Source organism: Caulobacter sp. NIBR1757, assembly GCF_027912495.1.
Classification (GTDB): domain Bacteria; phylum Pseudomonadota; class Alphaproteobacteria; order Caulobacterales; family Caulobacteraceae; genus Caulobacter.
Genome location: NZ_CP115463.1, coordinates 954,803 through 976,104, shown reverse-complemented (window position 1 = coordinate 976,104; position 21,302 = coordinate 954,803). Strand labels below are relative to the sequence as shown.

Sequence of the window (21,302 nt, the reverse complement as noted above, 5' to 3'; positions counted from 1 at the left end):
GGGTACTTTGGGCATGCATGGGGTCAACACCATGAAACGCGGGGGTTTGGGGTCGTGAGCGACGCACCGCGCTGCTCCCTGGACAGCCGCTACGAGCGGGAATCGTCGGACCACCATGGCCACGACGCCCATCCGGCCGTCCCCGCCGCTGCGCCGGCTCCCTACCTCGGCCAGCACGCCGTTTCGGTCGGCCTGCCGGGCGCGCCCGGCCAGGTCTTCACCACCCCGATCTCCAGCGTCACCGGCCCCGGCGCCAACGTCTTCACCGGCGCGGTGACCACCGTCCCCGTCGCCACCACCCCGGCCATCATGGTGCAGCAGCCGATGATCGGCGTGCCGCTCGGCGGCATCACGGTGATCAACAACCCGCCTGCCGCCGGCAGCCCCTGCCCCGTCTGCGGCAAGCCGCTCGGCGAGCAGGCGGCCCACAAGCCGCACGAGCACGACCACAAGGGCCCGCCCTCGGCCCCGCGCTTCAGCAAGGCCACGCCGGAAGTCTTCCGCGACGGCTTCAAGCCCCTGTGGGACGCCGCCCAGGCCGACCAGGCGGCCTATGTCGTCGTCTCCGGCTGCAACAAGCTGCTCAACGTCCTGCTCCAGGAGCTGGAGGTCAAAGCCAAGTCCGAGAAGTCGGACGACGACCGGCCCAGGCCCTCCGCCGGCTGGTCGCTGTTCGGGGGCAAGAAGGAAGAGAAGAAGCCGACCTACGCCGAGCGGATCGAGAAGCTGCAGAAGAAGGGCTACCTTCTGAAGAGCACGGTCAACGCGGCCAAGGAATCCGGCATGTCCGAGGTCTTGACCGAGAAGATCGACGCCTCGGCGGTGACCGGCGAGATGGCCCGCCGCTATGTCCAGCTGCTCTGGCAGGTGGCCGACCAGGGCTTCGAGCAACCCGGCTGGAGCCAGTCCGGCGAATTCCCCAAGGCCGTCCCCGGCCCGGTCGATCACCACGTGCCGCAGGCGTCGCACGCCGGCGGCGGCCACCTGCCGGCCTCCGAATCGCACCACTGACCTCCCTCCCCGAATTGGGGAGGGCAGACGCGCGGTTACGCGCGTCGGGTGGGGAAGTCGGTCCGGGACTTTTCCGACCATCCACTGAGAAGACAAACCGGCCGGCGCCGGTGACCCACTTCCCCACCCGGCGCGCAACGCGCGCCTGCCCCCTCCCCAATTCGGGGAGGGAGGATTTCTGATTCACCCTTCAGACGCCGCATCGCTACCCTCCCCTAAAACACATCAGGGAGCCCGCCATGAAAGCCGCCGTCTATTACGAGAACGGTCCGCCGTCCGTCCTGAAATACGAAGACGCCCCCGACCCCGTCTGCCACCCCAAGGGCGTGGTCATCCGCGTCGAGGCGATCAGCATCGAAGGCGGCGACACCCTCAACCGCTTCGGCGGCGCCCTGGTGAACCACCCCCACATCGTCGGCTACCAGGCGGCCGGCGAGATCATCGAGATCGGGTCCGAGGTCACCCATCTGCGCCTCGGCCAGAAGGTCGCCACCGTCGACGGCTTCGGCAGCCACGCCGAGCTGCGCGCCGTGCCGGCCCGCAACTGCTGGGTCATCCCGGACGGCTATGACGTCAAACAGGCCTCCGCCATCCCGGTCACCTTCGGCACCGCCCACGACTGCCTGTTCGAATTCGGCCGCCTCAAGGCCGGCGAAACGGTCCTGGTCCAGGCCGGGGCGAGCGGCGTCGGCCTCGCCGCCATCCAGCTGGCCAAGCGGGCCGGCGCCCGGGTCCTGGCCACCGCCTCCAGCGACGCGCGGCTGGAAAAGCTGAAGGCCTGGGGCCTCGACCACGGCATCAACTACAAGGCCGAGGACGTCGCCCAGGCCGTCATGCGGCTGACTGACAACAAGGGCGTCAACCTGGTCGTCGACAGCGTCGGCGGCGCCACCCTCAAGGGCTCGCTGGCCAGCCTCGGCTATCGCGGCCGGGTGTCGATGGTCGGCAACGCCGGCCGCGAACCGATGGTCGTCGATGTCGGCAGCCTGATGGGCGGCAACCGCTCGCTCAGCGGCGTCTTCCTCGGCGCCGAGATCATGACCGACCGCGCCCACGACATGATCCAGACCCTGGTCGAGGACTGCGCGCGCGGCGAGCTGCAGGTCGTCATCGACAAGGTCTTCCCGCTGTCGGACGCCGCCGGCGCCCACGCCTACATCGAGAGCCGCCAGGCCGTCGGACGGGTGGTGATGGTGCCGTAAAATCCTCCTCCGGCGCGCAGCGACGGGGGAGGGGGACCGCCGGCCCGACTTAGGGCCGGTGGTGGAGGGGGCAGCACCGGCTTTTCCGGAGGAGCGCGTTCTGGCGCAGGCCGAAGCCGCTGCATTCAGGGCGCCCCCATCCGCCGGCGCTGCCCCCTCCACCACGCCCTTCGGGCGCGGTCCCCCTCCCCCGTCAGGCCTGCGGCCTGCCGAAGGAGGACCTTGACGGCCCCGACGTCACGCCACGCTTAGTGATGACCAAACAAGGGGAGCCCGCCATGACCACGCCGACGCCTTTCACCGTCTCCTGGGACGACGCCGCCGTCGCCGACGTCCTGCGCCGGGTAGCCGAATACCCCTTCCCCGTCGCCCCCATCGAGGGCGGCTGGGGCTGCGGGACCGATCCGCAGTTCCTGCGCGAGCTCTGCGCCCACTGGACCGATGGCTACGACTGGCGCGCCGCCGTCGCCGAGCTCAACCGCTTCCCGCAGTTCTCGGCCCGGGTCGAGGACTTCGACCTCCACTTCGTCCACATCGTCGGTGAGGCCGGCGGCAAGCGCCCCCTGCTGCTGACCCACGGCTGGCCGGGCAGCCACTACGAGTTCTGGGGCGCCGCCGAACGCCTGGCCTTCCCCTCGCGGTTCGGCGGCAAGGCGGAGGACGCCTTCGACCTCGTCATCCCCTCCCTCCCCGGCTTCGGCTTCTCCTCCAAGCCCGCCCGCCCCTTCGGCCAACGCGGCACGGCCCGGCTGTTCAACACCCTGATGACGCAGGTGCTCGGCTACGAGACCTATCTCGCCCAGGGCGGCGACTGGGGCGCCCTGGTGACCAGCTGGCTCGGCCATGATCACGGTTCGAACGCCCGCGCCATCCACCTCAACATGATCGGCCTGCGCCCCGCCGGCTCGCCGCAGAGCCAGGACGAGATCGACTGGATCACCCGCACCGGCGCGGCCGGCGACATGATGGGCGCCTATCTGCGCCTGCAGGTCTCCAAGCCGCAGTCGGTGGCCTGGCTGGGAGCCGGCAACCCGGTCGGCCAGGCCGCCTGGATCGTCGAGCGTTTCCACGACTGGGCCGACCTGCGCACCAAGCCCTTCACCGACGTCTTCTCGATGGACCAGCTGCTGACCAACGTCATGATCTACGTCATGACCGGCAGCTTCACGACCGGCGCCTGGTACTACCGCGCCCTGATCGAGGAGGGCGGCATCGTCCTGCCCGAGGGGACCCGCTGCGAGACCCCGACCGCCTTCGCCAACTTCCCCGGCGAGGCCCTCTATTCCGCCCCGCCGCGAAGCTGGGCCGGCCGGGCCTACAACATCACCCGCTGGCAGGACATGCCCCGAGGCGGCCACTTCGCGGCGATGGAAGAGCCGGAGCTGTTCGTCGAGGAGGTGCGGGCCTGGGGCCGCGAGGTCTAGCCGCGTCTTTCCCTCTCCTGTCATCCCGGCCGCAGCGCGAAGCGCGAAGAGCCGGGACCCAGGGGACCCAGGCTCGATGGTGGCGGCTGCCCGTGCGGTGCTTCGCCACCCCCTGGGTCCCGGCGCTCCGCTACGCTCCGGCCGGGATGACAGGATGGACCCGCCCGCAAGATGAATATGTCTAGACATATCCATTTTGACCCAAAATGGGCAAATTGTCGGACAGTCGATTCCGTAGGCCGGCACGCCCTCAAACCGGCCCACATCCGGCGACACTCTACCCACGCACCGACCCACGCCCGAGGCTACAGTCTCAGAGCGCAAACCTACGCCAAAGCCCACGCTGCCTGGGGTTTCGCCGCCTTCGCGGCCCCGGTGGCGAGCGCACGCCTTGTTTTGTAGGTCACCCGCCGGCGGCTATAATGGACAGCCGCTTCGATAAGGCGCGAGGCGCGAACCTCAGCCCCGCAGCGGCGCCAGATCCGGCTCCAGCCAACGCCGCCGGGCCTCGACGCTGAACAACCGCTCGCGGCTCCAGTGCTTCAGCAGCCAGTCGCTGCGCCCGTGGCTTTGCAGCAGCCGGCGAAGCACCTCCACGGGCGTCCCGCCCTCGGCCACGGCGGTCCGCACCGCCCGCAGCGAGGCCTGCGTGATCGTCTCATGGTAGCCGCCGCTGTCGGTGTTCGGCGTGTCGGTGCTCTCGTTGTAGGCGCGGATGAGATTCGGCAGATCGCGCTCGGCGACCAGATCAGGCCGCCGCATGACGATCCAGACGGCGCAGGCGAAGTGCGCCGCATGGGTCCAGGCCGGCTTGGGCAGGGTCATGGCGATGACGCCGTCGGCGACGGCGGCGAGATCGGCTTCGGTGGTGAAGGTCATGGGAAGGCTCCTTGGGGAATGGGCGGAGCCTGAAAAGCAAAACCCCGCCGGTGGGCGGGGTTGCGAGGGCGGTCGGTCCGGCGGGGCGCCGGGATTATCCGATCCGGCCGGCCGCAACGGCCGCCAGTCTGTGCGACTGGCGTTGCTGCAGGGTGGCGCGGGCGGGCAAAACGACCATGCCGGCGGGATAGCGGCGATATGCCAATCGGTCAAATCGACCATTTGACAGTTTTATTTTTCTATTGTTCCCTGACCCCCATGACTGCACCTATGGCCCTGCTCGACGACGCCGACCGCGTGAGGACCGCCCTCTCGCCGATCCGCCGCCGGATGCTGACCGCCCTGCAGTCGCCGGGCTCGGCCGCCAGCCTGGCCGTCGCCCTGAACATGCCGCGCCAGAAGGTCGGCTATCACCTCAAGGCCCTGGAGGAGGCGGGCCTGGTCAATCTCGTCGAGCAACGCCAGCGCCGGGGCTTCACCGAACGGCTGTTCACCGCCAGCGCCGACGCCTACCTGGTCGATCCCGACCTGCTGGCCGGCCCGGCCCCCGAAGCCCTGACCCAGGACCGCTACGCCGCCGACCACCTGATCCGCACCGCCGCCGAAACCGTCCGCGAGGTCGGCCGCATGCGCCAGACCGCAGACGCCGAGGGCCGCCGCCTGCTGACCTTCACCCTCGACGCCGAAATCGCCTTCGCCGCCCCCGGCGACATCGAACGCTTCGCCGCCCGCCTGACCGAGACCATCGCCGCCCTGGCCGCCGAATTCGACAGCCCCGGCGGCCGCCCCTATCGCCTGATCGCCGCCACCCACCCCGCCAAAGGAAGCAAGAACCGATGACCACCAACGACGCCGGGGACCGCGTCCTCATCGACCTGACCATCGCCGCCCCGGTCGAGACCGTCTGGGCCGCCCTGCGCGATCCGGCCCAGGTCGCCCGCTGGTTCGGCTGGGAGTCCGACAGCCTGGCGGCCGAGGTCGATTTCATCTTCGTCGAGCACGCCACCGCCGACGAGGCGACCGGCGTCATCGCCTTCAACGGCACCAGCGACCGCTTCGAGCTGACCGTCGCCGGGGCCGGCAGCCGCCTGCGGGTCATCCGCGCCGCCCCCGCCGACGGCGCGGCCTGGACTGACGTCTACGAAGACATGACCGAGGGCTGGATCATGTTCGTCCAGCAGCTGAAGTTCGGCCTCGAAAAGGAAGGCCTCGCCCCCCGCCGCACCCTGTGGCTGTCGCTGCCCAAGGGCGAGCGCGAGGGGGATCGGCCCCTCGCCGCCCTGGGCCTCGCCGACTTGCGCAGCGGCCACGTCGGCGACGCCGTCAGCCGTGTCCTGCCGACCGGCGACACGGTCAGTGGCAACCTCTGGCACGTCTCGAAATATCAGGTGGCCGTGACGGTCGACGCCTGGGCGGGCCTGCTCAACGTCCACGATGCCGGCGGCTGGACCGTCGGCGGCGGCCACGGCCCCGGCATGGTGATGATCACCGCCTACGGGCTGGATGATGCGGCCTTCAGTGAGCTTGAGGACCGCTGGAAGGCCTGGTGGACGGAGACCTATCCGCCTGCACCGTAAACCCTCTCCCTCCCACCGCTTCGCGGCGGGCCCCTCCCTCTCCCTCGCGGGAGAGGGGCTTGAACTATTCGTCCGCCACCCGCTGTCTGACGGCGCGTCACCTCCCAGCTCCTCTCCCGCGAGGGAGAGGAAGGGGCCCGCCCTGCGGAGCGACAGCGAAGCAGGGTGGGAAGGAGAGGGTTTACGGACGCCGGCCGGTTTCCCTCCCTCCACTCTGCCGCTAAACGGAACCCCATGACCGACGCCCGCTACGACTTCGCCTCCGACAACGTCGCCGGGGCCATGCCCGAGGTGATGGAGGCGTTGATCGCCGCCAACGCCGGGACCGCCTCCGGCTATGGGACCGATCATGTCTCGGCCCGGGCCGCCGACCTGATCCGCGAAGCCCTGGGCGCCGACGCCGACATCCGCTTCACCGCCTCGGGCACCGCCGCCAACGCCGTCGCCCTGGCCGCACTGGCCCAACCGCACGAGGCGGTGCTGGCCCACGAGCATGCCCACGTCTGCACCGACGAGACCGGCGCTCCCGGCTTCTTCGGCCATGGCGTCGGCCTGATCGGGTTGCCCGGCCCGTCGGGCAAGATCGATCTGCCGGCCCTGACCGAGGCGCTCAGCCAACCCGACGTCAGCTACCGCCAGCCGGCCGCCGCCCTGTCCCTGACCCAGGCCACCGAATACGGCACGGTCTACGCGCAGGCCGACCTCGAGGCCCTGATCCAGCCCGTGAAGGCCATGGGCTACGGCGTCCACCTCGACGGCGCCCGCCTGGCCAACGCCGTCGCCGCCGGCTTCGACCTCAAGTCGGTCGCGAAGATGGGCGTCGACATCCTGATCATGGGCGGCACCAAGTCCGGCTCGACGCCGACCGAGGCCGTGGTCCTGCTCAACAAGGCGCTGGCCCGGCGGTTCGATGCCCGCCTCAAGCACGCCGGCCAGCTGGTGTCCAAGGGCCGCTACCTCGCCGCCCCCTGGATCGGCCTGCTGGAAACCGGCGCCTGGTCGGTCCGCGCCGCCCACGCCAACGCCATGGCCCGGCGGCTGGCCGCCCAGATGCCGTTCCCCGTGCGCCATCCGGTCGAGGCCAACGGCCTGTTCGTCGAGATGGACGAGGCGGCGCTTGACCGGCTGAGGGGCCAGGGCTGGTTCGTCTACCGCTTCCTCGACGGCACGGTCCGCTTCATGTGCAGCTGGGCGACCACGCCGGACATGGTCGATGAGCTGGGCGCGGCGCTGAAGGCCGTATCCTGAAACCGATTGTGAGCCCGGCCGCCCTATCGAAACCCGCCGCGAAGGCGCATATGCCCGCCATGTCCAATACCAGTGACGTCCGCCGGCCCGTGGGCCTCGGCATCAAGCGCGGCCTCAAGCACCGTTGCCCCAACTGCGGCGAGGGCGAGCTGTTCGCCCGCTACCTGAAGGTCAACGCCGAGTGCGCCGCCTGCGGCCACGACCTGTCGCAGTACCGCGCCGACGACGGCCCGGCCTATCTGACCATCCTGCTGGTCGGCCACCTGATCGTCGCCCCGGCCTTCTTCTTCCCCGTCATGTGGGAAACCAGCCCCTGGATCATCGTCCCCGCCGCCCTTGCGGCCCTGACCGCCGCGGTGCTGACCCTGCTGCCGCGCATCAAGGGTGGTTTCATCGGCCTGCTGTGGGCCAACCGGGTGACCAAGGACCAGCCGGCCTGAGGCCGGAAGATCATTGAAGAGTTCAGCGGCCGGGAACTGACGCGGCATCGAAGAATTGAATGGCGGAGACTTTACGCTGTTCAAGGAAACCTCACATGCTCGGCACGATCCTCATCATCGTCCTGATCCTCGCCCTCATCGGCTCGCTGCCGACCTGGGGCCACTCGCGCAGCTGGGGCTACTTCCCCAGTGGCGGCCTCGGCCTGGTGCTGGTGATCGTCATCGTCCTGCTGCTGATGGGACGAATTTAGCGATTTCGGGGGCTTGCAGGCTGCGGATGCAAGTCCCCGTTCCCTTCTTGAGGGAACCTCGCTATAGCAGTTTCCAAGACCCGCCCGGCCGAAAGGCCGGGCGCCGCTGTTTCTGGAGCATGCCCATGGCCGAACCGATCCTGATGCCCAAGGCCACCGCCGTCTGGCTGGTGGACAACACCTCCCTGACGTTCGAACAGATCGCCGACTTCTGCGGGCTGCACCCGCTGGAAGTGCGCGGCATCGCCGACGGCGAAGTGGCCCGCGACATCCGCGGCGCCGACCCGATCACCAACGGCCAGCTGAACCGCGAAGAACTGGACAAGGCCACCGCCAACTCCAAGTACCGCATGCAGGTCCAGAAGAGCCGCCACGCCGAGCTGCTGAAGCCGCAGAAGAAGGCCCCGCGCTACACCCCGGTGTCGCGTCGCCAGGACCGTCCGGACGCCATCGCCTGGTTCGTGCGCAACCACCCGGAAGTCACCGACGCCCAGATCTCCAAGCTGCTCGGCACCACCAAGTCGACCATCGAGGCGGTCCGCGACCGCAGCCACTGGAACAGCGCCAACCTGAAGCCCGTCGATCCGGTGACCCTGGGCCTCGTCGGCCAGATCGAGCTGGACGCCGTGGTCCGCAAGGCCGCCGACAAGAAGGCCAAGGACGACCTCAAGAAGGGCATCGTCAGCGACGGCCCCTCGCTCAGCCCGGCCGGTGAGGCCCAGGTCGAACCGGAACCCGTGTACGAGGAAGAAGACGATCGCGGCGGCGACGTCGATCTGAAGAACGTCTTCGCCAACACCGGCCCGGCCGTCGACTACGACGACGACGACGAGGATTGATCCTCGCCTCAGGCGTTGGACTGAATGAGAAAACCCCTCCACCGACAACCGGTGGAGGGGTTTTCCGTATTCTAGTGAGTTCGAGCCTTCAGGCCTTCGATCTCTTCCTTGAGGCGTAGTTTCTGCCGTTTGAGTTCCGCGATCCTGATATCGTCGGACGCCGGGTGCGTCAGTTCCTGCTCGATGGTCCGGTCCAGTTTCCTGTGGCGGCTGTCGAGCTCCCGCAGACGGGCTTCCAAGGCCATGGTATTTCGCCTCCTTGGCTATCTATACACACTCAAGTGAACACCCGAGATGACGGGAAGTCTGTTCACATAACTGGGAAGTTGGACCGGTCGGATGGCGCAAAAGGGGCGGTTGATCGTCGGAATCTCTGGCGCCAGCGGGGTTTGGCTGGGTCTGCGCGCCCTCGACGCCTGTCGTGACCTGGGTGTCGAAAGTCATCTGGTCATGTCGAAATCAGCGGCCCTGACCCTCGCCCAGGAAGCGAATCTGACTCCCGCCGACGTCGCCGCCCGGGCGGACGTCGTGCACAAGGTCGGCGATGTCGGCGCATCCATCGCCTCGGGCAGCTTCCGGACCCGCGGCATGATCATCGCGCCCTGCTCGGTTCGGACGATGAGCGAGATCGCCACCGGCGTCACCTCCAGCCTGCTGACCCGGGCCGCCGACGTTGTGCTCAAGGAGGGCCGGCGGCTGGTGCTGATGGTCCGCGAGACGCCGCTGCACCTGGGCCATCTGCGGACTATGACGGCGCTCGCCGAAATGGGCGCGGTCATCGCCCCGCCGATGCCGGCCTTCTACGCCAAGCCCCAGTCGATCGAGGAGATGGTCGATCAGTCCGTCGGTCGGGCTCTCGACGGCTTCGGCCTCGACTGGGCGCCGGTGAAACGCTGGGGCGAGGACCTGAAAGCCATCCGGAGCGAAGGATGAACGACTTCTGGGATTGGGCGCTGGCCGCCTACGACCGGCCGGGCGTCGGCGAGGCCTGCCTCAGCCTTCAGGACGACCATGGCCAGCAGACCGCCTACCTGCTCTGGGCCGCCTGGGCCTCGCCGCCCGACGCCGCCCTGGCCGACGGCGCCGAACTGGCCCGCCACTGGGAGGCGACGATCCTGGGGCCTGTCCGCCAGTCGCGGCGGGCGTTGAAAAATCCGCTCGGCCCGGTCGATGACGCGGCCCGGCTGGCCGTCCGCGAAACCGTCAAGGCCGTCGAGCTCGACCTCGAAAAGCTGCTGATGACCTCCCTGGCCGGCCTCTCGACGCCCCGGCCGGGCGCCGCCCTGCCCGCCCTGGTCCGGGCCGGCGAGACCTGGGGCGATCCGCCGCCGCCGGAAGCGCTGCAGAGGCTCGCAACGGCGCTGGAATGAGGCTTCGGGTCTGCTAGACTCGGCAGCCTGCGATTTGCGTTTGGGGACGGTGGATGGCCGACAACGACGGGGAAATGATCCCCATGCCCAACGTCGAGATCCGGGCCCAGCTGCTGGAACTGCGGCAGAAGCACCAGGATCTCGACGCGGCCGTCGAGGCGCTCGGCCAGATGCCGACGCCCGACCAGCTTCAGATCGCCCGGCTCAAGAAGCAGAAGCTGGTCCTGCGCGACCAGATCGTAAAGCTGGAGAACATGCTGACTCCGGATCTGTTGGCTTGAAGCGATGGCTTGGCGATCTCCTCGCGAGGGTCGTCTATCTCGTGTTGTTGGCCATCGGCCTGATCTTCGGGCTGGCGGTGACGCTCGACCACCATTCGCCGTTCCTGCTTGTCGGCGTCGGCCTGACCTTCGGCGCCCTGCCCTATCTGCTGCATCGCCATCTGCCGACGGAACTCAGGCGCGGCCAACTGGCGCTTGCCAGAGAGGACTATGCGGTCGCCCAGGCGCACACCCAAAGGTTCCTCGATCAGCTGGCGCGTTGGCCTGGACTCAACGGGTTCATCCGCCTGGGCCTACCATTGGGTTCAGGTTCTCCGAGGGTAATCGCGCTGACCAGTCTCGGTCACGCTGCCTTCAAGACAGGCGAACTTGAGGAGGCTGATCGCCGGCTGGCCGAGGCTCTGCGGCTCGACCCGGAAAGCGTTTGGGGGCAGTTCCTGATGGCTCTGGTTTGCTTCGAGCGTTCCCGGAACGACGAAGGACGCGCCTGGATGGCCAGGGTAGCGGCTCAAGTCCCCCTCGGCCCGGAAAAGGAACTGATCAAGTTTGCCCGCAACGCTCCCCGCGCCGGCGAAGAATACCAGGCCATCGCCGACTCCGCAGCCAGAGACATCGCGCTTCCCTGCGAGGGCCCGGTGCAGGTGCGTCTGCTCGACGACGACAAGACGCCCATGGCGTTCGTGGTCTCCGCCCTGGAGGACATCTTCGGCCTGCATCATGTCGACGCGGTACGGGTGATGCTCACCGTGGACCGCGAGGGGGCGGCCGTGTGCGGCGCCTTCTCGGCCGAGGTCGCGCAGGAGAAGCTGACAGCCTTGCTCAAACGGGCGAAGGACGCCGATCTTCCGCTGCAGGCAGAGTTGGTCACTCTCGCCTGATCACCACATATCGACCCAGCGCCGCTCCGGCTTGCGGCGCTTCTTCGCGCTCTGCAGCCCAGCCATCACCCAGCGGCGGGAATCGGCCGGGTCGATGACCGCGTCGATCTCCAGCGCCGCCGCCATGCTGGTCGCCTTGCCGCGGGCGTACATGTTGGCCACCAGCCGGTCGAACAGCTCCTTGTTCTTGGCCGGATCGGTCTCCGCTTCCAACTCCTTGCGATAGCCGAGCTTGACCGCCCCCTCGAGACCCATGCCGCCGAACTCGCCGGTCGGCCAGCTGGCGATGAAGTTGGGGGAATGGAAGCCGCCGCCGGCCATGGCCTGGGCCCCCAGCCCATAGCCCTTGCGCAGAACCAGGGTGAACAGGGGCGGCCCGAACTTGGCTCCGGCCACGAACAGGCGCGAGACCCGGCGAACCGCGCCGGCGTCCTCGCTTTCCGGTCCGACCATGAAGCCGGGGGTGTCGCAGAGGCTGACCAGCGGCAGGTCAAAAGCGTCGCACAGCTGCAGGAAGCGGGCGGCCTTCTCGGCCCCGTCACAGTCGATGGCGCCGCCCAGATGCTTGGGATCGTTGGCGATCAGCCCCATGGGCCGGCCCTCGATCCGGATGAAGCCGGTGACCATGCCGGCCGCGAAGCCGCGCCTAAGCTCCAGGAACGAGCCGGCGTCGGCCAGGCCCTCGATAACGGCGCGAATGTCGTAGACCCGCAGGCGGTTCTCCGGGATGGCCCGACGCAGGTCCCGCTGGTCCGGCGCCGTCCATTCGGCGAGGTCGCCCTGGAACATCGAAAGGGCATGCTTGGCCAGCCGCGTGGCGTGGGCCTCGTCCTCGGCCAGGATGTCGATGACGCCGTTGGCCCATTGGGTGGCGGCGGGGCCGATGTCTTCAGGCTTGAAGACACCCAGGCCACCGCCCTCGATCATCGCCGGCCCGCCCATGCCGAGGTTGGAGTCCCTGGTGGCGATCAGCACCTCCGACAGCCCGGCGATGGCGGCGTTGCCGGCAAAGCAGCGGCCAGCGACGATGGCGATCTTGGGCACCTCGCCGGCCAGCTCGGCCATCTTGCCGAAGGTGGTGACGTCCAGCCCCGCCACCCCGATGGCGTCGGTGTCGCCCGGCCGCCCGCCGCCGCCCTCGGCGTACCAGATGACGGGCAGCTTCTGTTCGTCGACGATGCCGAGCAGCCGGTCGGTCTTCTTGTGATTGAAGTGTCCTTGCGTGCCGGCCAGCACGGTGAAGTCGTAGGCCAGGGCGGCGACCCGCGCCTTCTCAGGCGAGAACAGCGCGCCGTTGACCGTGCCGATGCCGGTGATGATGCCGTCGGCCGGCGTGTTGGCGATCAGGTCCTCGACCGTGCGGCGGCGGCGCTGGGCGGCGATGGCCAGGGCGCCGTACTCGACGAAGCTGCCCTGATCGACCAGGTCGTCGATGTTCTCCCGCGCTGTGCGATGGCCGGTGCGGCGGCGTTTGGCGACCGCCTCCGGACGATTGGCGTCGAGGGTGAAGGCATGACGGTCGATGACCTCCTGCAGGTCGGGGCGAATACCGTCCGGATCGCCCGCCTCTTCAACATCCGCTTCCAGGCCCTCGATATCCTCAGCCGAGATGAACAGCAGCGGCTGGCCCTTGAGCAGGGTCTGTCCCCGTTCCGCCGCCACCCGCTCGACCCGTCCGCCGACCGGAGCGACAACGACGTGCTCCATCTTCATCGCTTCGAGGATGGCGACCGTCTGGCCCGGCCGCACGAGGTCGCCCTCGGACACCGCGATCTGGCCGACCGTGGCTTGTAGCGGCGCGGGCACGGCCTCGGCGCCGGCCAGTTCCTCGAAGGCCTCGATCACGGCCTCCTCGGCCAGGGCGACCTCAGAGGCCTCGACCGGAGACAGCGCCTCGGCCTCGGCCAGCAACCGTTCGAGGTTCTCCTCCAGATACCGCGTCGTCGCCCGGCCTTGCGAAACCGCCGGCTCGGCCAACAAGGCGCGCAGCAGGGGAATGTTGCTGTCGATGCCTTCGAGACGGAATTCCTTGAGGGCGCGGGCGGTCTTGGCGGCGGCCCCCGCATGGTCCGAGGCGCGGACGATGACCTTGGCCAGCAGGCTGTCGTAACTGGGGCTGGTGACATAGCCGCCATAGCCGAAACCATCGACCCGCACGCCGGGTCCGGTCGGCGGCTCATAGGCGCGGATCAGGCCCCCGGCCGGCTGAGCCGAACCGTCGGCGTTGAGCGTCTCCAGATTGACCCGCGCCTGGATGGCGGCGCCCTTGAAGGGCGGTGTTTCGCTGAGGCCCAGCTTGGCCAGGGAGGCGCCGGCGGCGAGGTTGATCTGGATCTGCACCAGGTCGAGGCCGGTGACCTCTTCGGTGACTGTGTGCTCGACCTGCAGCCGGGCGTTGGTCTCGATGAAGGCGAAGCGGCCGGAGGCGGCATCGACCAGAAATTCGACAGTGGCCAGGCCCTTGAGGTGCTTGGCGCTGCACAGCTTCACCGCCGCCTCATGCAGGGCGGCGCGCAGCCGCTCGCCCAGGGCCGGCGCCGGGGCGATCTCGATGATCTTCTGATGGCGGCGTTGAACCGAGCAGTCGCGCTCGCCGACGGCCACGCAGGTCGCCGCGTCGCCGGCCACCTGCACCTCGATGTGGCGGGCGTTGTCGACCAGCCATTCGGCATAGACCGCCCCGTCGCCGAACGCCGCCTGGGCCTCGCGCGAACAGGCGGCGTGGGCGGCCTTCACGTCGTCGCCGGGCCGCACGATCCGCATGCCCCGCCCGCCGCCGCCGGCCACGGCTTTCAGCATCATGGCCCCGTGCTCGGCCAGGAAGCGCTCGGCCCCCGCCGCCTCGATGGCCCCGGTACCGGCCAGCAGCGGCACGTTCAGACGGGCGGCGAGGGCCCGGGCCGCGGCCTTGTCGCCGAAGGTTTCCAGGGCGTCCGGCGAGGGACCGATGAAGACGATGCCGGCCGCGGCGCAGGCGCGGGCGAAGGCGGCATTCTCGGACAGGAAGCCGTAGCCCGGATGGATGACGTTGCACTGGGCGGCCCGGGCCGCGGCGATGACGCCCGGGACGTCGAGATAGGCCGCCGGGCCGCTGCCGGTCAGGGCGATTGCCTCGTCGGCGGAGCGGACATGCAGGCTCTGGGCGTCGTCCCGGGCGTAGAGCGCCACGCTGGTCAGGCCAAGACCGGCCGCCGCCCGGGCGATACGGATGGCGATCTCGCCACGATTGGCGATGAGCAGGCGCTTGAAAGCCATGGATCCTCGGAGGCCGGTTTATACGGTCGTTCGAGATCACCATAGCGGCCGGACCGGGAGAGGAAACGGCTATTTGTTTTCCAGAGTCGGCGGCGGCTTGGGACCGTCGAGGACCACCTTCACCTTGCGGCTCTTGATGTCGCAGCTGAAGTCCAGCGCCGTTGAAGCGACCAGTTTGTCGGCCAGGGCCATGAGCACGAACTGATCCGTGACCAGGCTGCGGGCGGCGATGAGCTCGCGGGCGGCGCTTCGCAAAAGCTTGGCCGCATCCTTCGCCAACGCCCTGTCGCCCGCCGCTTTGGCCTTCGCCTCCGCCGCCTCGGCCTTTGTGGCCTTTGCACCCTTGGGTTTGGTCGGCGCGGCGATCACCTTGGAAAGACCGGCTTCGATGGCGAACAGACTGTCCAGCGGAAGGGCCGTATCCCGAGACGCGGGCGTCGGTGTCGGACGCAGCCGGATCGGCGACAGCGTCATGCTGAGGTCTCCGAACACCTCCTGGGCCTTGAGCTTGGCGATGGCCGCCTGGCCGTTGTCGCCCGTCAGCAGGGTGCTCGCCGAGTTGAACGGGCTGGCGGCCATGGTGGTGAGCGCCTTCAAGGGCGTGGCCCGCAGTTGCCGGTCCGCCTGCATGATCAGCGAATCCAGGGCAATGACGTCGGTGGCGTAGCTGACGGTCGCCCTTCTCAAGGCCAGGCGGAGCGCCGCCCGCTGCGACGCCAAGGTTCGCAAATCGCCCTGGTACTGTTCGCAGGCTAGGTAGAGGACTTTCGCCTGCTCGAGGAGCGCCTTGCTTTCGGCCCCCCCGTTCAAGGCGCCGTCGAGCAGATCAAGAGCGTGGGGCACCTCGCCGCATGCATTGCTCGCGCTCCGCAAAACCTCGACCGCGCCTGCGTCCGCATCGACGCTGCCCAGCGCATAACGGTCGAGTGTGTCGCTGATCTCCCACAAGCCTTCATAGCGCGCTGCGATCTGCGACAGGCCGATCGCGCCGGCGTGGTAGAGGTCTCGCGTCGGCTCGTGGGCGACGAACTGCGATGTCAGGACCGGGAGCAAGGCTGCCGCGCCCAGGTAGGACAGCGTCATCGTGCCCGACACCCCGGTGCTGCCGATGTAGCCGAGGCTGGCTCCGCTGGTGAACAGGGTCGAGCCGTCGATCCAGGCCTGTTGGCGCCCCGCTCGGGCCTCGTACAACCGGGCCAGCTCCCGGGTCGTCACCCGCACCTCCGGCCAATCGGTGCGGTCGGCGGCGGCGAAGTCTCGCAGGTGGGCGATATGGCAGCGGCTACGCTTGATTGAGCCGACATGGACGTCGTCGCCCGGCTTCAGGACCTGCGGGTCCCAACTCGGGCAGAGGCTGCCGGACACGTCTGGGCGCGGTTTGTCTCGAGGATCGACCGCCGGGGCCGCCGCCGCGAGGCTGGGGGTGATCAGCGCCGCCACGGCGACACCGACGCTGAGCAAACGACGCAGGGACATGGCGAGTCTCCCGTTCCCTAGGGTTGAAGAGACTCGAATTTGCGCGCATTGGCCGGCGCCCAGCTGTGACGTCCGTCACGCCGCCGGGCAGTCCGGTGGGAGGCTAGGCCACCGCCAGAGTCACCTCGACATTGCCGCGCGTCGCTTTCGAATAGGGACAGACCTCGTGCGCCTTGTGCAGCAGGTCTTCCGCCTGGGCCTTGTCCAGGTCCGGCGCGGTCAGGGTCAGCCGCACGCCGATGTGGAAGCTGGTGTCGTCCTTGATCAGATCGACCTCGCTGTCGAGGCTATGCTCACCGAGCTTGACCCCGGCGCCGCGCGCCACCAGGCCCAGGGCGCCCAGGAAACAGGCCGCGTAGCCGGCCGCGAACAGCTGCTCGGGATTGGTCCCCGACCCGTCACCGCCCATGGATTTCGGATAGCCCAGCTTGACGTCCAGATGGCCGTCATCGGACTTGGCCGTGCCGGCGCGGCCGCCGACGGCGTGGGCCTTGGCGGTGTAGATGGGGTCGGTCATGGGGGCTCCTGCAAGGTGAAGCCCTCAAGATGGGGACGTCCCGCCGCCGGACAACCTTCAGGCGTTGACCAGAGCGACCTGCGGCACGGTTTCCTTCAGCCGCCCGCCGATGCGGATCGGCTCGATGCGTTTGGCCAGGCCGGTGCGGTCGTCGGTCTCGACATAGACGCCGCACACCGTCGCCTCGCCCTCGGCCGGGCGGTAGCGGCCCTGGCTGATCTTGGTGGTGAAGCGGCGCAGCGGCTCTTCCTTGTCGTTGCCGATGACGCTGTTGTAGTCGGCGCAGGCCCCGGCGTCGGTCTGGTAGGCGGTGCCGCCGGGCAGGATCTGGGCGTCGGCCGTGGGCACGTGCGTATGGGTGCCGACCACCAGGCTGGCGCGGCCGTCGCAGAAGTGGCCCATGGCCATCTTCTCGCTGGTCGCCTCGCAGTGCATGTCGACGACGACGGCGTCGGCGACGATGCCCAGCGGGGCGGTGTCCAGTTCGCGGTTCACGGCCGCGAAGGGGTCGTCCATGGCGTCCATGTGGACACGGCCGAGAATGTTGGTGACCAGGATTCGCCGCCCGTCGGCCAGGACGTACAGGTTGCTGCCCCGGCCAGGCGCGTCGGACAGGATCGGATAGTTGGCCGGCCGGATCATCCGCGGCTCGCGGACGATGTAGGTCAACGCTTCCTTCTGGTCCCAGCTGTGGTTGCCGAGGGTCAGGCAGTCGGCCCCGGCTTCGTACAGCTCGCGGGCGGTGTTCTCGGTGATGCCGAATCCGGCGGCGGCGTTCTCGGCGTTGACGATCACGAAGTCGAGCGACAGGCGGCGGCGCAGATCCGGCAGGTGGTCGGAGAGTCCGTCACGGCCGGCCCGGCCGACGACATCCCCGAAAAAAGCGATACGCATCAAATGTCCTTTCGGGCCGCAGTATAGCCCGCCTCGGTCAGAATCCCATCCAGCGGCTGGTCATGCGGCCCATGCGGGATGGTGTCCAGTTCCTGGCCCTCATAGGCCAGGCCGACGAAGGGGGGGGGCCGGGGAGACCGGCGCAGGGCCTCGAAGGTGCGATCGTAAAAGCCGCCGCCCTGGCCGAGGCGATGCCCACGGCGATCGAAGGCCAGCAGCGGCACGAGGATCAGGCTGGGGGCGACCGGCGGGGCGCTGTCGAGTGGCGCGGGCAGGCCGGCGAGGTCGTGCGCCAGTGTGTCGCGCGGCGCCCAGGCGCGGAACTCCAGCGGCCCTTCGAGGTCGATCACGGCCGGCAGCGCCAGCCGCCAGCCCTTGCGCATCAACGCCTCGCCGAGGGGCCGCGGGTCGATCTCGGCGCCCAGGGCCTTGTAGAGGGCGGCGACGCCGGGCCCGAGGCTGACGCTGTGGAGGAGTTCATCGGCCCGGCCGGCGATCATCCATTCGGCTTCGGGGTGCTGGACCTGCAACGCCTTGCGCGTGCGGCGGGCCTCGATGCGCAGGGCGGCCTTCTTGGCGTCGAGGATGGGGTCGGTGGTCATTTGAGCTTAAGGTGGCGGCGCCGCGAGGACCGTGAAAGACTGTTTTATCCCCTCAGACCCGGATAACCAGGTGGGCGCCATATGCTCGCAGCCACGGCCACGGACAGGGACAGCTCCCTTCGAGAGAATTAAGGTCAGAAGGATAGATCGCTTCCGACATGAACCGCAGCAACCGCCGAGGGCTAAGGTAGGCGCTTGGGGTGGCGATCTCAAGGCAATCCTCCTTCGGCGCGTGGTGGAGGGGCAGCGCCGGCCCGTCCGATTTGAAGAGCGTTCTGGTGCGGCTGTAACAGCTGCCTTCAGGATCAGCCCGCATCCGCCGGTGCTGCCCCCTCCACCACCGCCTTCGGCGGCGGTCCCCCTCGCCCGTCAGGCCTGCGGCCTGCCGAAGGAGGATTTGCGGCGCTAGCCTTCGCCGCTACCCAGCTTCTCGATGCGTTTGGCCGCGTTCTCCAGCGCCGCCGCCGCCTTCATCTCAACCCGCGCCTGTTCGGCCTGCACCTTGGCCAGCTCGTTCTGCATGTGGGTCAGTCGCAGCTTCAGGTCCGACAGCTCGTCGGTCAGCAACAGCGCCGTCATCAGGAACAGCCGCGTCTCGCCCAGCTGGCCAACCTCCTGCCCGACGGCCCGAACCTGCTGGTCGAAGGCGGCGGCGAGATCCATCAGGTGGCGTTCCTGGCCATCCTCGCAGCCGACCAGGAAGGGCTTGCCGTTCACCGTCACATTGAGCTGGCCCATCTAGCCTTCTCCCAGGGCGGAACGGATTTCACCGATGGCGCGGCCGAGCGCCTCCGACGCCTGCGCCCCGGCCTCCTCCAAGGCCCGCTCCCGGGCCCGCGACGCATCGAGCTCGGAGGCCAGGCGCGCGCGGTCCGCGTCGAACAGGCCGCCAGCCTCGGCGCCGGCTTCGCGCACCCGTTCGCTCAGCCGTTGCTCCAACACCCCCAGCGCCCGCTCCAGGCGGCGCACGGCCAGGTCGAGGGCCCCGCCCTCCGACTCTCCGCTCATTCGTCGCGCTCCTTGATCACACGATCTCTATAGACTGCGTCGGGCGAAGACCGGAAGGCGGGTTGCGCCAAAGGCCTTCCCGTGCGAACCGCCCGGAAACCGGCAGCAAAAGCGAGTCCCCCATGTCCGTCAGTCCCGTGAAGATGGCCGACGCCATTCGCGTGCTCTCCATGGACGCGGTCCATGCGGCCAAATCGGGGCACCAGGGGGCCCCGATGGGCCTGGCCGATGTGGCCACCGTGCTGTTCACCAAATTCCTCAAGTACGACGCGGCCAAGCCCGACTGGGCCGACCGCGACCGCTTCGTGCTGTCGGCCGGCCACGCCTCGATGCTGATCTACAGCCTGCTGCACCTCACCGGCAGCAAGGCGGTGACGATGGATCAGATCCGCAATTTCCGTCAGTGGGGCAGCGCCACCCCGGGCCACCCCGAGTACGGCCACACCCCGGGCGTCGAAACCACCACCGGTCCGCTGGGCCAGGGCATCGCCACCGCCGTCGGCATGGCCATGGCCGAGCGCTCGATGAACGCCCGCTATGGCGATGACTTGGTCGATCACCGCACCTGGGTGATCGCCGGCGACGGCTGCCTGATGGAGGGCGTCAGCCAGGAGGCCATCAGCCTGGCCGGGCACCTCAAGCTGAACAAGCTGATCGTCATCTTCGACGACAACAACACCACCATCGACGGCGCCGCCACCATCTCCGAAAGCGGCGACCAGCAGCTGCGCTTCAAGGCGGCCGGCTGGGCGGTGAAGGCGGTCGACGGCCACGACCACGGCAAGATCGCCGCCGCCATGCGCTGGGCGACTAGGCAGGACAAGCCGGTGATGCTGGCCTGCAAGACGAAGATCTCCAAGGGCGCCGGGCCCAAGGAAGGCGACGTCCACGGCCACGGCTATTCCCTGTTCGACGAGGAAGCCACCCTGGCCCGCCAGGCCATGGGCTGGCCGCTGCCGCCGTTCGAAATCCCCGACGACATCGCCGCCGAGTGGAAGAAGGCCGGGCGCAAGGGCGCCGGCGCCCGCCGCAAATGGGACGCCCGCCTGAAGGCCGACGCCAGGGGCGCGGACTTCACCCGCGCCATGAAGGGCGACCTGCCCAAGGACGCCTTCAAGGCCATCGACGCCTACATCGCCGACCTGCTCAACGAGCCGGTCGCCAACGCCACCCGTGTCCACAGCGGCTCGGCCCTGGCCAAGCTGACCCCCGCCATCCCGGAGATGATCGGCGGATCGGCGGATCTCACCGGCTCCAACAACACCTACGTCAAGGGCATGACGCCGTTCGACGCCCCGGACTATGCCGGGACCTACGTCCACTACGGCGTGCGCGAGCACGGCATGGCCGCGGCCATGAACGGCATGGCGCTGCACGGCGGGGTCATCCCCTTCAGCGGCACCTTCATGGTCTTCAGCGACTACAGCCGCGCCGCCATCCGTCTGGGCGCCCTGATGGGGGTTCGCGTCATCCACGTCATGACCCACGACTCCATCGGCCTGGGCGAAGACGGCCCGACCCACCAGCCGGTCGAGCACCTGGCCGCCCTGCGCGCCATGCCCAACCTCCTGGTCTTCCGCCCGGCCGACGCCGTCGAGGCCGCCGAATGCTGGAAGTCGGCGCTGGAGCACAAGGCCACGCCGTCGATCATGGCCCTGTCGCGCCAGAAGACCCCGGTCGGCCGCACCTTCGCGCCCGAGAACATGTCGGCCAAGGGCGCCTACGAACTGGCCCCCGCCACCGGCGAGGCCCAGGTCACGATCTTCGCCAGCGGCACCGAGGTCGGCGTCGCCATGTCGGCCCGCAGCATCCTGGAAGCCGGCGGCATCGGCACGCGGGTGGTCTCCACCCCCTGCTGGGAACTCTTCGAGCAGCAGCCGGCCGCCTACCGTCAGCAGGTGCTGGGCAAGTCGAAAGTCCGCGTCGCCGTCGAGGCGGCGGTGAAGTTCGGCTGGGAGCGGTTCATCGGCGAGGACGGGGTCTTCATCGGCATGACCGGCTTTGGCGCCTCGGCGCCGTTCGAGCGGCTCTACAAGGAATTCGGCATCACCGCCGAAGCCGTCGCTGAAGCGGCCAAGGCGAAGCTGACGCAATAACTTCCCTTCTCCCGCTCGCCGGGAGAAGGTGGGCCCCGAAGGGGGTCGGATGAG

General features: G+C 68.9%; 23 protein-coding genes and 1 other RNA gene. 14 read left to right on the top strand and 10 right to left on the bottom strand.

Going from position 1 to position 21,302, the window contains the following annotated elements; translation table 11 throughout:
- Window positions 1–54 precede the first annotated feature (54 nt).
- The 3 genes from O5I81_RS04695 (at window position 55) to O5I81_RS04685 (ending at window position 3,637) form a co-directional block, all read left to right on the top strand.
- Window positions 55–1,011: a hypothetical protein gene (locus tag O5I81_RS04695; protein ID WP_271067790.1), complete on the top strand. Its 957-nt coding sequence runs from the start codon at window positions 55–57 to the stop codon at window positions 1,009–1,011.
- A 239-nt stretch (window positions 1,012–1,250) separates the two neighbouring features.
- Complete coding sequence (locus O5I81_RS04690) at window positions 1,251–2,213, top strand: zinc-binding alcohol dehydrogenase family protein (RefSeq protein WP_271067789.1); 963 nt, start codon at window positions 1,251–1,253, stop codon at window positions 2,211–2,213.
- Window positions 2,214–2,491: 278 nt separating this feature from the next.
- On the top strand, window positions 2,492–3,637 hold the full coding sequence (locus O5I81_RS04685; RefSeq protein ID WP_271067788.1) for an epoxide hydrolase family protein: 1,146 nt from the start codon (window positions 2,492–2,494) through the stop codon (window positions 3,635–3,637).
- 459 nt (window positions 3,638–4,096) lie between these two features.
- Here O5I81_RS04685 and O5I81_RS04680 read toward each other — a convergent pair whose 3' ends face one another.
- Window positions 4,097–4,516: a hypothetical protein gene (locus O5I81_RS04680; RefSeq protein WP_271067787.1), complete on the bottom strand. Its 420-nt coding sequence runs from the start codon at window positions 4,514–4,516 to the stop codon at window positions 4,097–4,099.
- A gap of 270 nt (window positions 4,517–4,786) precedes the next feature.
- Here O5I81_RS04680 and O5I81_RS04675 point away from each other — a divergent pair, with 270 nt between their 5' ends.
- The 6 genes from O5I81_RS04675 (at window position 4,787) to O5I81_RS04650 (ending at window position 8,871) form a co-directional block, all read left to right on the top strand.
- Window positions 4,787–5,356 carry a winged helix-turn-helix domain-containing protein gene (locus O5I81_RS04675; RefSeq protein WP_271067786.1) on the top strand — a complete coding sequence of 190 codons (570 nt, stop codon included), beginning with the start codon at window positions 4,787–4,789 and terminating at the stop codon, window positions 5,354–5,356.
- Complete coding sequence (locus tag O5I81_RS04670; RefSeq protein ID WP_271067785.1) at window positions 5,353–6,093, top strand: SRPBCC domain-containing protein; 741 nt, start codon at window positions 5,353–5,355, stop codon at window positions 6,091–6,093. The genes O5I81_RS04675 and O5I81_RS04670 overlap by 4 nt, the downstream gene beginning before the upstream one ends.
- A gap of 234 nt (window positions 6,094–6,327) precedes the next feature.
- The gene (locus O5I81_RS04665; protein WP_271067784.1) at window positions 6,328–7,341 is read left to right on the top strand and encodes a low specificity L-threonine aldolase; all 1,014 of its coding nucleotides are present in this window, start codon (window positions 6,328–6,330) and stop codon (window positions 7,339–7,341) included.
- 59 nt (window positions 7,342–7,400) lie between these two features.
- Entirely contained in the window at window positions 7,401–7,781 is a 381-nt protein-coding gene (locus O5I81_RS04660) for a DUF983 domain-containing protein (protein WP_271067783.1), read from the top strand.
- A gap of 95 nt (window positions 7,782–7,876) precedes the next feature.
- Window positions 7,877–8,032 (top strand): DUF3309 family protein, encoded by a 156-nt coding sequence (locus O5I81_RS04655; protein WP_271067782.1) that lies wholly within the window; start codon window positions 7,877–7,879, stop codon window positions 8,030–8,032.
- Window positions 8,033–8,157: 125 nt separating this feature from the next.
- Complete coding sequence (locus O5I81_RS04650) at window positions 8,158–8,871, top strand: cell cycle transcriptional regulator TrcR (RefSeq protein ID WP_271067781.1); 714 nt, start codon at window positions 8,158–8,160, stop codon at window positions 8,869–8,871.
- Window positions 8,872–8,942: 71 nt separating this feature from the next.
- Here the strand turns inward: O5I81_RS04650 and O5I81_RS04645 are convergent, their stop codons facing one another.
- Window positions 8,943–9,116, bottom strand: coding sequence for a DUF465 domain-containing protein (locus tag O5I81_RS04645; RefSeq protein ID WP_271067780.1), 174 nt, complete (start codon window positions 9,114–9,116; stop codon window positions 8,943–8,945).
- Window positions 9,117–9,210: 94 nt separating this feature from the next.
- Between O5I81_RS04645 and O5I81_RS04640 the strand changes: the two genes are divergently transcribed.
- The 4 genes from O5I81_RS04640 to O5I81_RS04625 are packed head-to-tail and all read left to right on the top strand — an operon-like array spanning window position 9,211 to window position 11,400.
- Window positions 9,211–9,804, top strand: coding sequence for a UbiX family flavin prenyltransferase (locus tag O5I81_RS04640; RefSeq protein WP_271067779.1), 594 nt, complete (start codon window positions 9,211–9,213; stop codon window positions 9,802–9,804).
- A complete protein-coding gene (locus O5I81_RS04635) occupies window positions 9,801–10,241 on the top strand; it encodes a TIGR02444 family protein (protein WP_271067778.1) in 441 nt (146 codons plus the stop codon). Before O5I81_RS04640 ends, O5I81_RS04635 begins: the two co-directional genes overlap by 4 nt.
- 53 nt (window positions 10,242–10,294) lie before the next feature.
- Window positions 10,295–10,522 carry a DUF465 domain-containing protein gene (locus O5I81_RS04630; RefSeq protein WP_271067777.1) on the top strand — a complete coding sequence of 76 codons (228 nt, stop codon included), beginning with the start codon at window positions 10,295–10,297 and terminating at the stop codon, window positions 10,520–10,522.
- Window positions 10,519–11,400 carry an ATP-dependent Clp protease adaptor ClpS gene (locus O5I81_RS04625; RefSeq protein WP_271067776.1) on the top strand — a complete coding sequence of 294 codons (882 nt, stop codon included), beginning with the start codon at window positions 10,519–10,521 and terminating at the stop codon, window positions 11,398–11,400. The genes O5I81_RS04630 and O5I81_RS04625 overlap by 4 nt, the downstream gene beginning before the upstream one ends.
- On the opposite strand, the gene O5I81_RS04620 is transcribed toward O5I81_RS04625, so the two are convergent.
- The 8 genes from O5I81_RS04620 to O5I81_RS04585 all read right to left on the bottom strand — a co-directional run bounded on the left by O5I81_RS04620 (window position 11,401) and on the right by O5I81_RS04585 (window position 19,152).
- The gene (locus O5I81_RS04620; RefSeq protein WP_271067775.1) at window positions 11,401–14,655 is read right to left on the bottom strand and encodes a carboxyl transferase domain-containing protein; all 3,255 of its coding nucleotides are present in this window, start codon (window positions 14,653–14,655) and stop codon (window positions 11,401–11,403) included.
- 69 nt (window positions 14,656–14,724) lie between these two features.
- Entirely contained in the window at window positions 14,725–16,131 is a 1,407-nt protein-coding gene (locus tag O5I81_RS04615) for a hypothetical protein (protein ID WP_271067774.1), read from the bottom strand.
- Between the two features lie 103 nt (window positions 16,132–16,234).
- The gene (locus O5I81_RS04610; protein WP_271067773.1) at window positions 16,235–16,648 is read right to left on the bottom strand and encodes an organic hydroperoxide resistance protein; all 414 of its coding nucleotides are present in this window, start codon (window positions 16,646–16,648) and stop codon (window positions 16,235–16,237) included.
- A gap of 57 nt (window positions 16,649–16,705) precedes the next feature.
- Complete coding sequence (locus O5I81_RS04605; RefSeq protein ID WP_271067772.1) at window positions 16,706–17,542, bottom strand: TIGR00282 family metallophosphoesterase; 837 nt, start codon at window positions 17,540–17,542, stop codon at window positions 16,706–16,708.
- Window positions 17,542–18,144 carry a 5-formyltetrahydrofolate cyclo-ligase gene (locus O5I81_RS04600; protein ID WP_271067771.1) on the bottom strand — a complete coding sequence of 201 codons (603 nt, stop codon included), beginning with the start codon at window positions 18,142–18,144 and terminating at the stop codon, window positions 17,542–17,544. The genes O5I81_RS04605 and O5I81_RS04600 overlap by 1 nt, the downstream gene beginning before the upstream one ends.
- 13 nt (window positions 18,145–18,157) lie before the next feature.
- A non-coding RNA gene (gene ssrS / locus O5I81_RS04595) (6S RNA) lies at window positions 18,158–18,319 on the bottom strand.
- Between the two features lie 230 nt (window positions 18,320–18,549).
- The gene (zapA, locus tag O5I81_RS04590; protein ID WP_271067770.1) at window positions 18,550–18,882 is read right to left on the bottom strand and encodes a cell division protein ZapA; all 333 of its coding nucleotides are present in this window, start codon (window positions 18,880–18,882) and stop codon (window positions 18,550–18,552) included.
- Entirely contained in the window at window positions 18,883–19,152 is a 270-nt protein-coding gene (locus O5I81_RS04585) for a DUF4164 family protein (RefSeq protein WP_271067769.1), read from the bottom strand.
- Window positions 19,153–19,274: 122 nt separating this feature from the next.
- Here O5I81_RS04585 and tkt point away from each other — a divergent pair, with 122 nt between their 5' ends.
- Complete coding sequence (gene tkt / locus O5I81_RS04580; RefSeq protein ID WP_271067768.1) at window positions 19,275–21,248, top strand: transketolase; 1,974 nt, start codon at window positions 19,275–19,277, stop codon at window positions 21,246–21,248.
- Window positions 21,249–21,302: the final 54 nt, after the last annotated feature.

Coding starts and splice junctions, on each gene's coding strand:
- O5I81_RS04645 (WP_271067780.1), bottom strand. CDS start 9,116: ATGGCCTTGGAAGCCCGTCTGCGGGAGCTCGACAGCCGCCACAGGAAA.
- O5I81_RS04660 (WP_271067783.1), top strand. CDS start 7,401: ATGTCCAATACCAGTGACGTCCGCCGGCCCGTGGGCCTCGGCATCAAG.
- O5I81_RS04675 (WP_271067786.1), top strand. CDS start 4,787: ATGGCCCTGCTCGACGACGCCGACCGCGTGAGGACCGCCCTCTCGCCG.
- O5I81_RS04690 (WP_271067789.1), top strand. CDS start 1,251: ATGAAAGCCGCCGTCTATTACGAGAACGGTCCGCCGTCCGTCCTGAAA.
- zapA (WP_271067770.1), bottom strand. CDS start 18,882: ATGGGCCAGCTCAATGTGACGGTGAACGGCAAGCCCTTCCTGGTCGGC.
- O5I81_RS04600 (WP_271067771.1), bottom strand. CDS start 18,144: ATGACCACCGACCCCATCCTCGACGCCAAGAAGGCCGCCCTGCGCATC.
- O5I81_RS04685 (WP_271067788.1), top strand. CDS start 2,492: ATGACCACGCCGACGCCTTTCACCGTCTCCTGGGACGACGCCGCCGTC.
- O5I81_RS04640 (WP_271067779.1), top strand. CDS start 9,211: ATGGCGCAAAAGGGGCGGTTGATCGTCGGAATCTCTGGCGCCAGCGGG.
- O5I81_RS04665 (WP_271067784.1), top strand. CDS start 6,328: ATGACCGACGCCCGCTACGACTTCGCCTCCGACAACGTCGCCGGGGCC.
- O5I81_RS04655 (WP_271067782.1), top strand. CDS start 7,877: ATGCTCGGCACGATCCTCATCATCGTCCTGATCCTCGCCCTCATCGGC.
- O5I81_RS04635 (WP_271067778.1), top strand. CDS start 9,801: ATGAACGACTTCTGGGATTGGGCGCTGGCCGCCTACGACCGGCCGGGC.
- tkt (WP_271067768.1), top strand. CDS start 19,275: ATGTCCGTCAGTCCCGTGAAGATGGCCGACGCCATTCGCGTGCTCTCC.
- O5I81_RS04620 (WP_271067775.1), bottom strand. CDS start 14,655: ATGGCTTTCAAGCGCCTGCTCATCGCCAATCGTGGCGAGATCGCCATC.
- O5I81_RS04670 (WP_271067785.1), top strand. CDS start 5,353: ATGACCACCAACGACGCCGGGGACCGCGTCCTCATCGACCTGACCATC.
- O5I81_RS04610 (WP_271067773.1), bottom strand. CDS start 16,648: ATGACCGACCCCATCTACACCGCCAAGGCCCACGCCGTCGGCGGCCGC.
- O5I81_RS04605 (WP_271067772.1), bottom strand. CDS start 17,542: ATGCGTATCGCTTTTTTCGGGGATGTCGTCGGCCGGGCCGGCCGTGAC.
- O5I81_RS04615 (WP_271067774.1), bottom strand. CDS start 16,131: ATGTCCCTGCGTCGTTTGCTCAGCGTCGGTGTCGCCGTGGCGGCGCTG.
- O5I81_RS04650 (WP_271067781.1), top strand. CDS start 8,158: ATGGCCGAACCGATCCTGATGCCCAAGGCCACCGCCGTCTGGCTGGTG.
- O5I81_RS04680 (WP_271067787.1), bottom strand. CDS start 4,516: ATGACCTTCACCACCGAAGCCGATCTCGCCGCCGTCGCCGACGGCGTC.
- O5I81_RS04630 (WP_271067777.1), top strand. CDS start 10,295: ATGGCCGACAACGACGGGGAAATGATCCCCATGCCCAACGTCGAGATC.
- O5I81_RS04585 (WP_271067769.1), bottom strand. CDS start 19,152: ATGAGCGGAGAGTCGGAGGGCGGGGCCCTCGACCTGGCCGTGCGCCGC.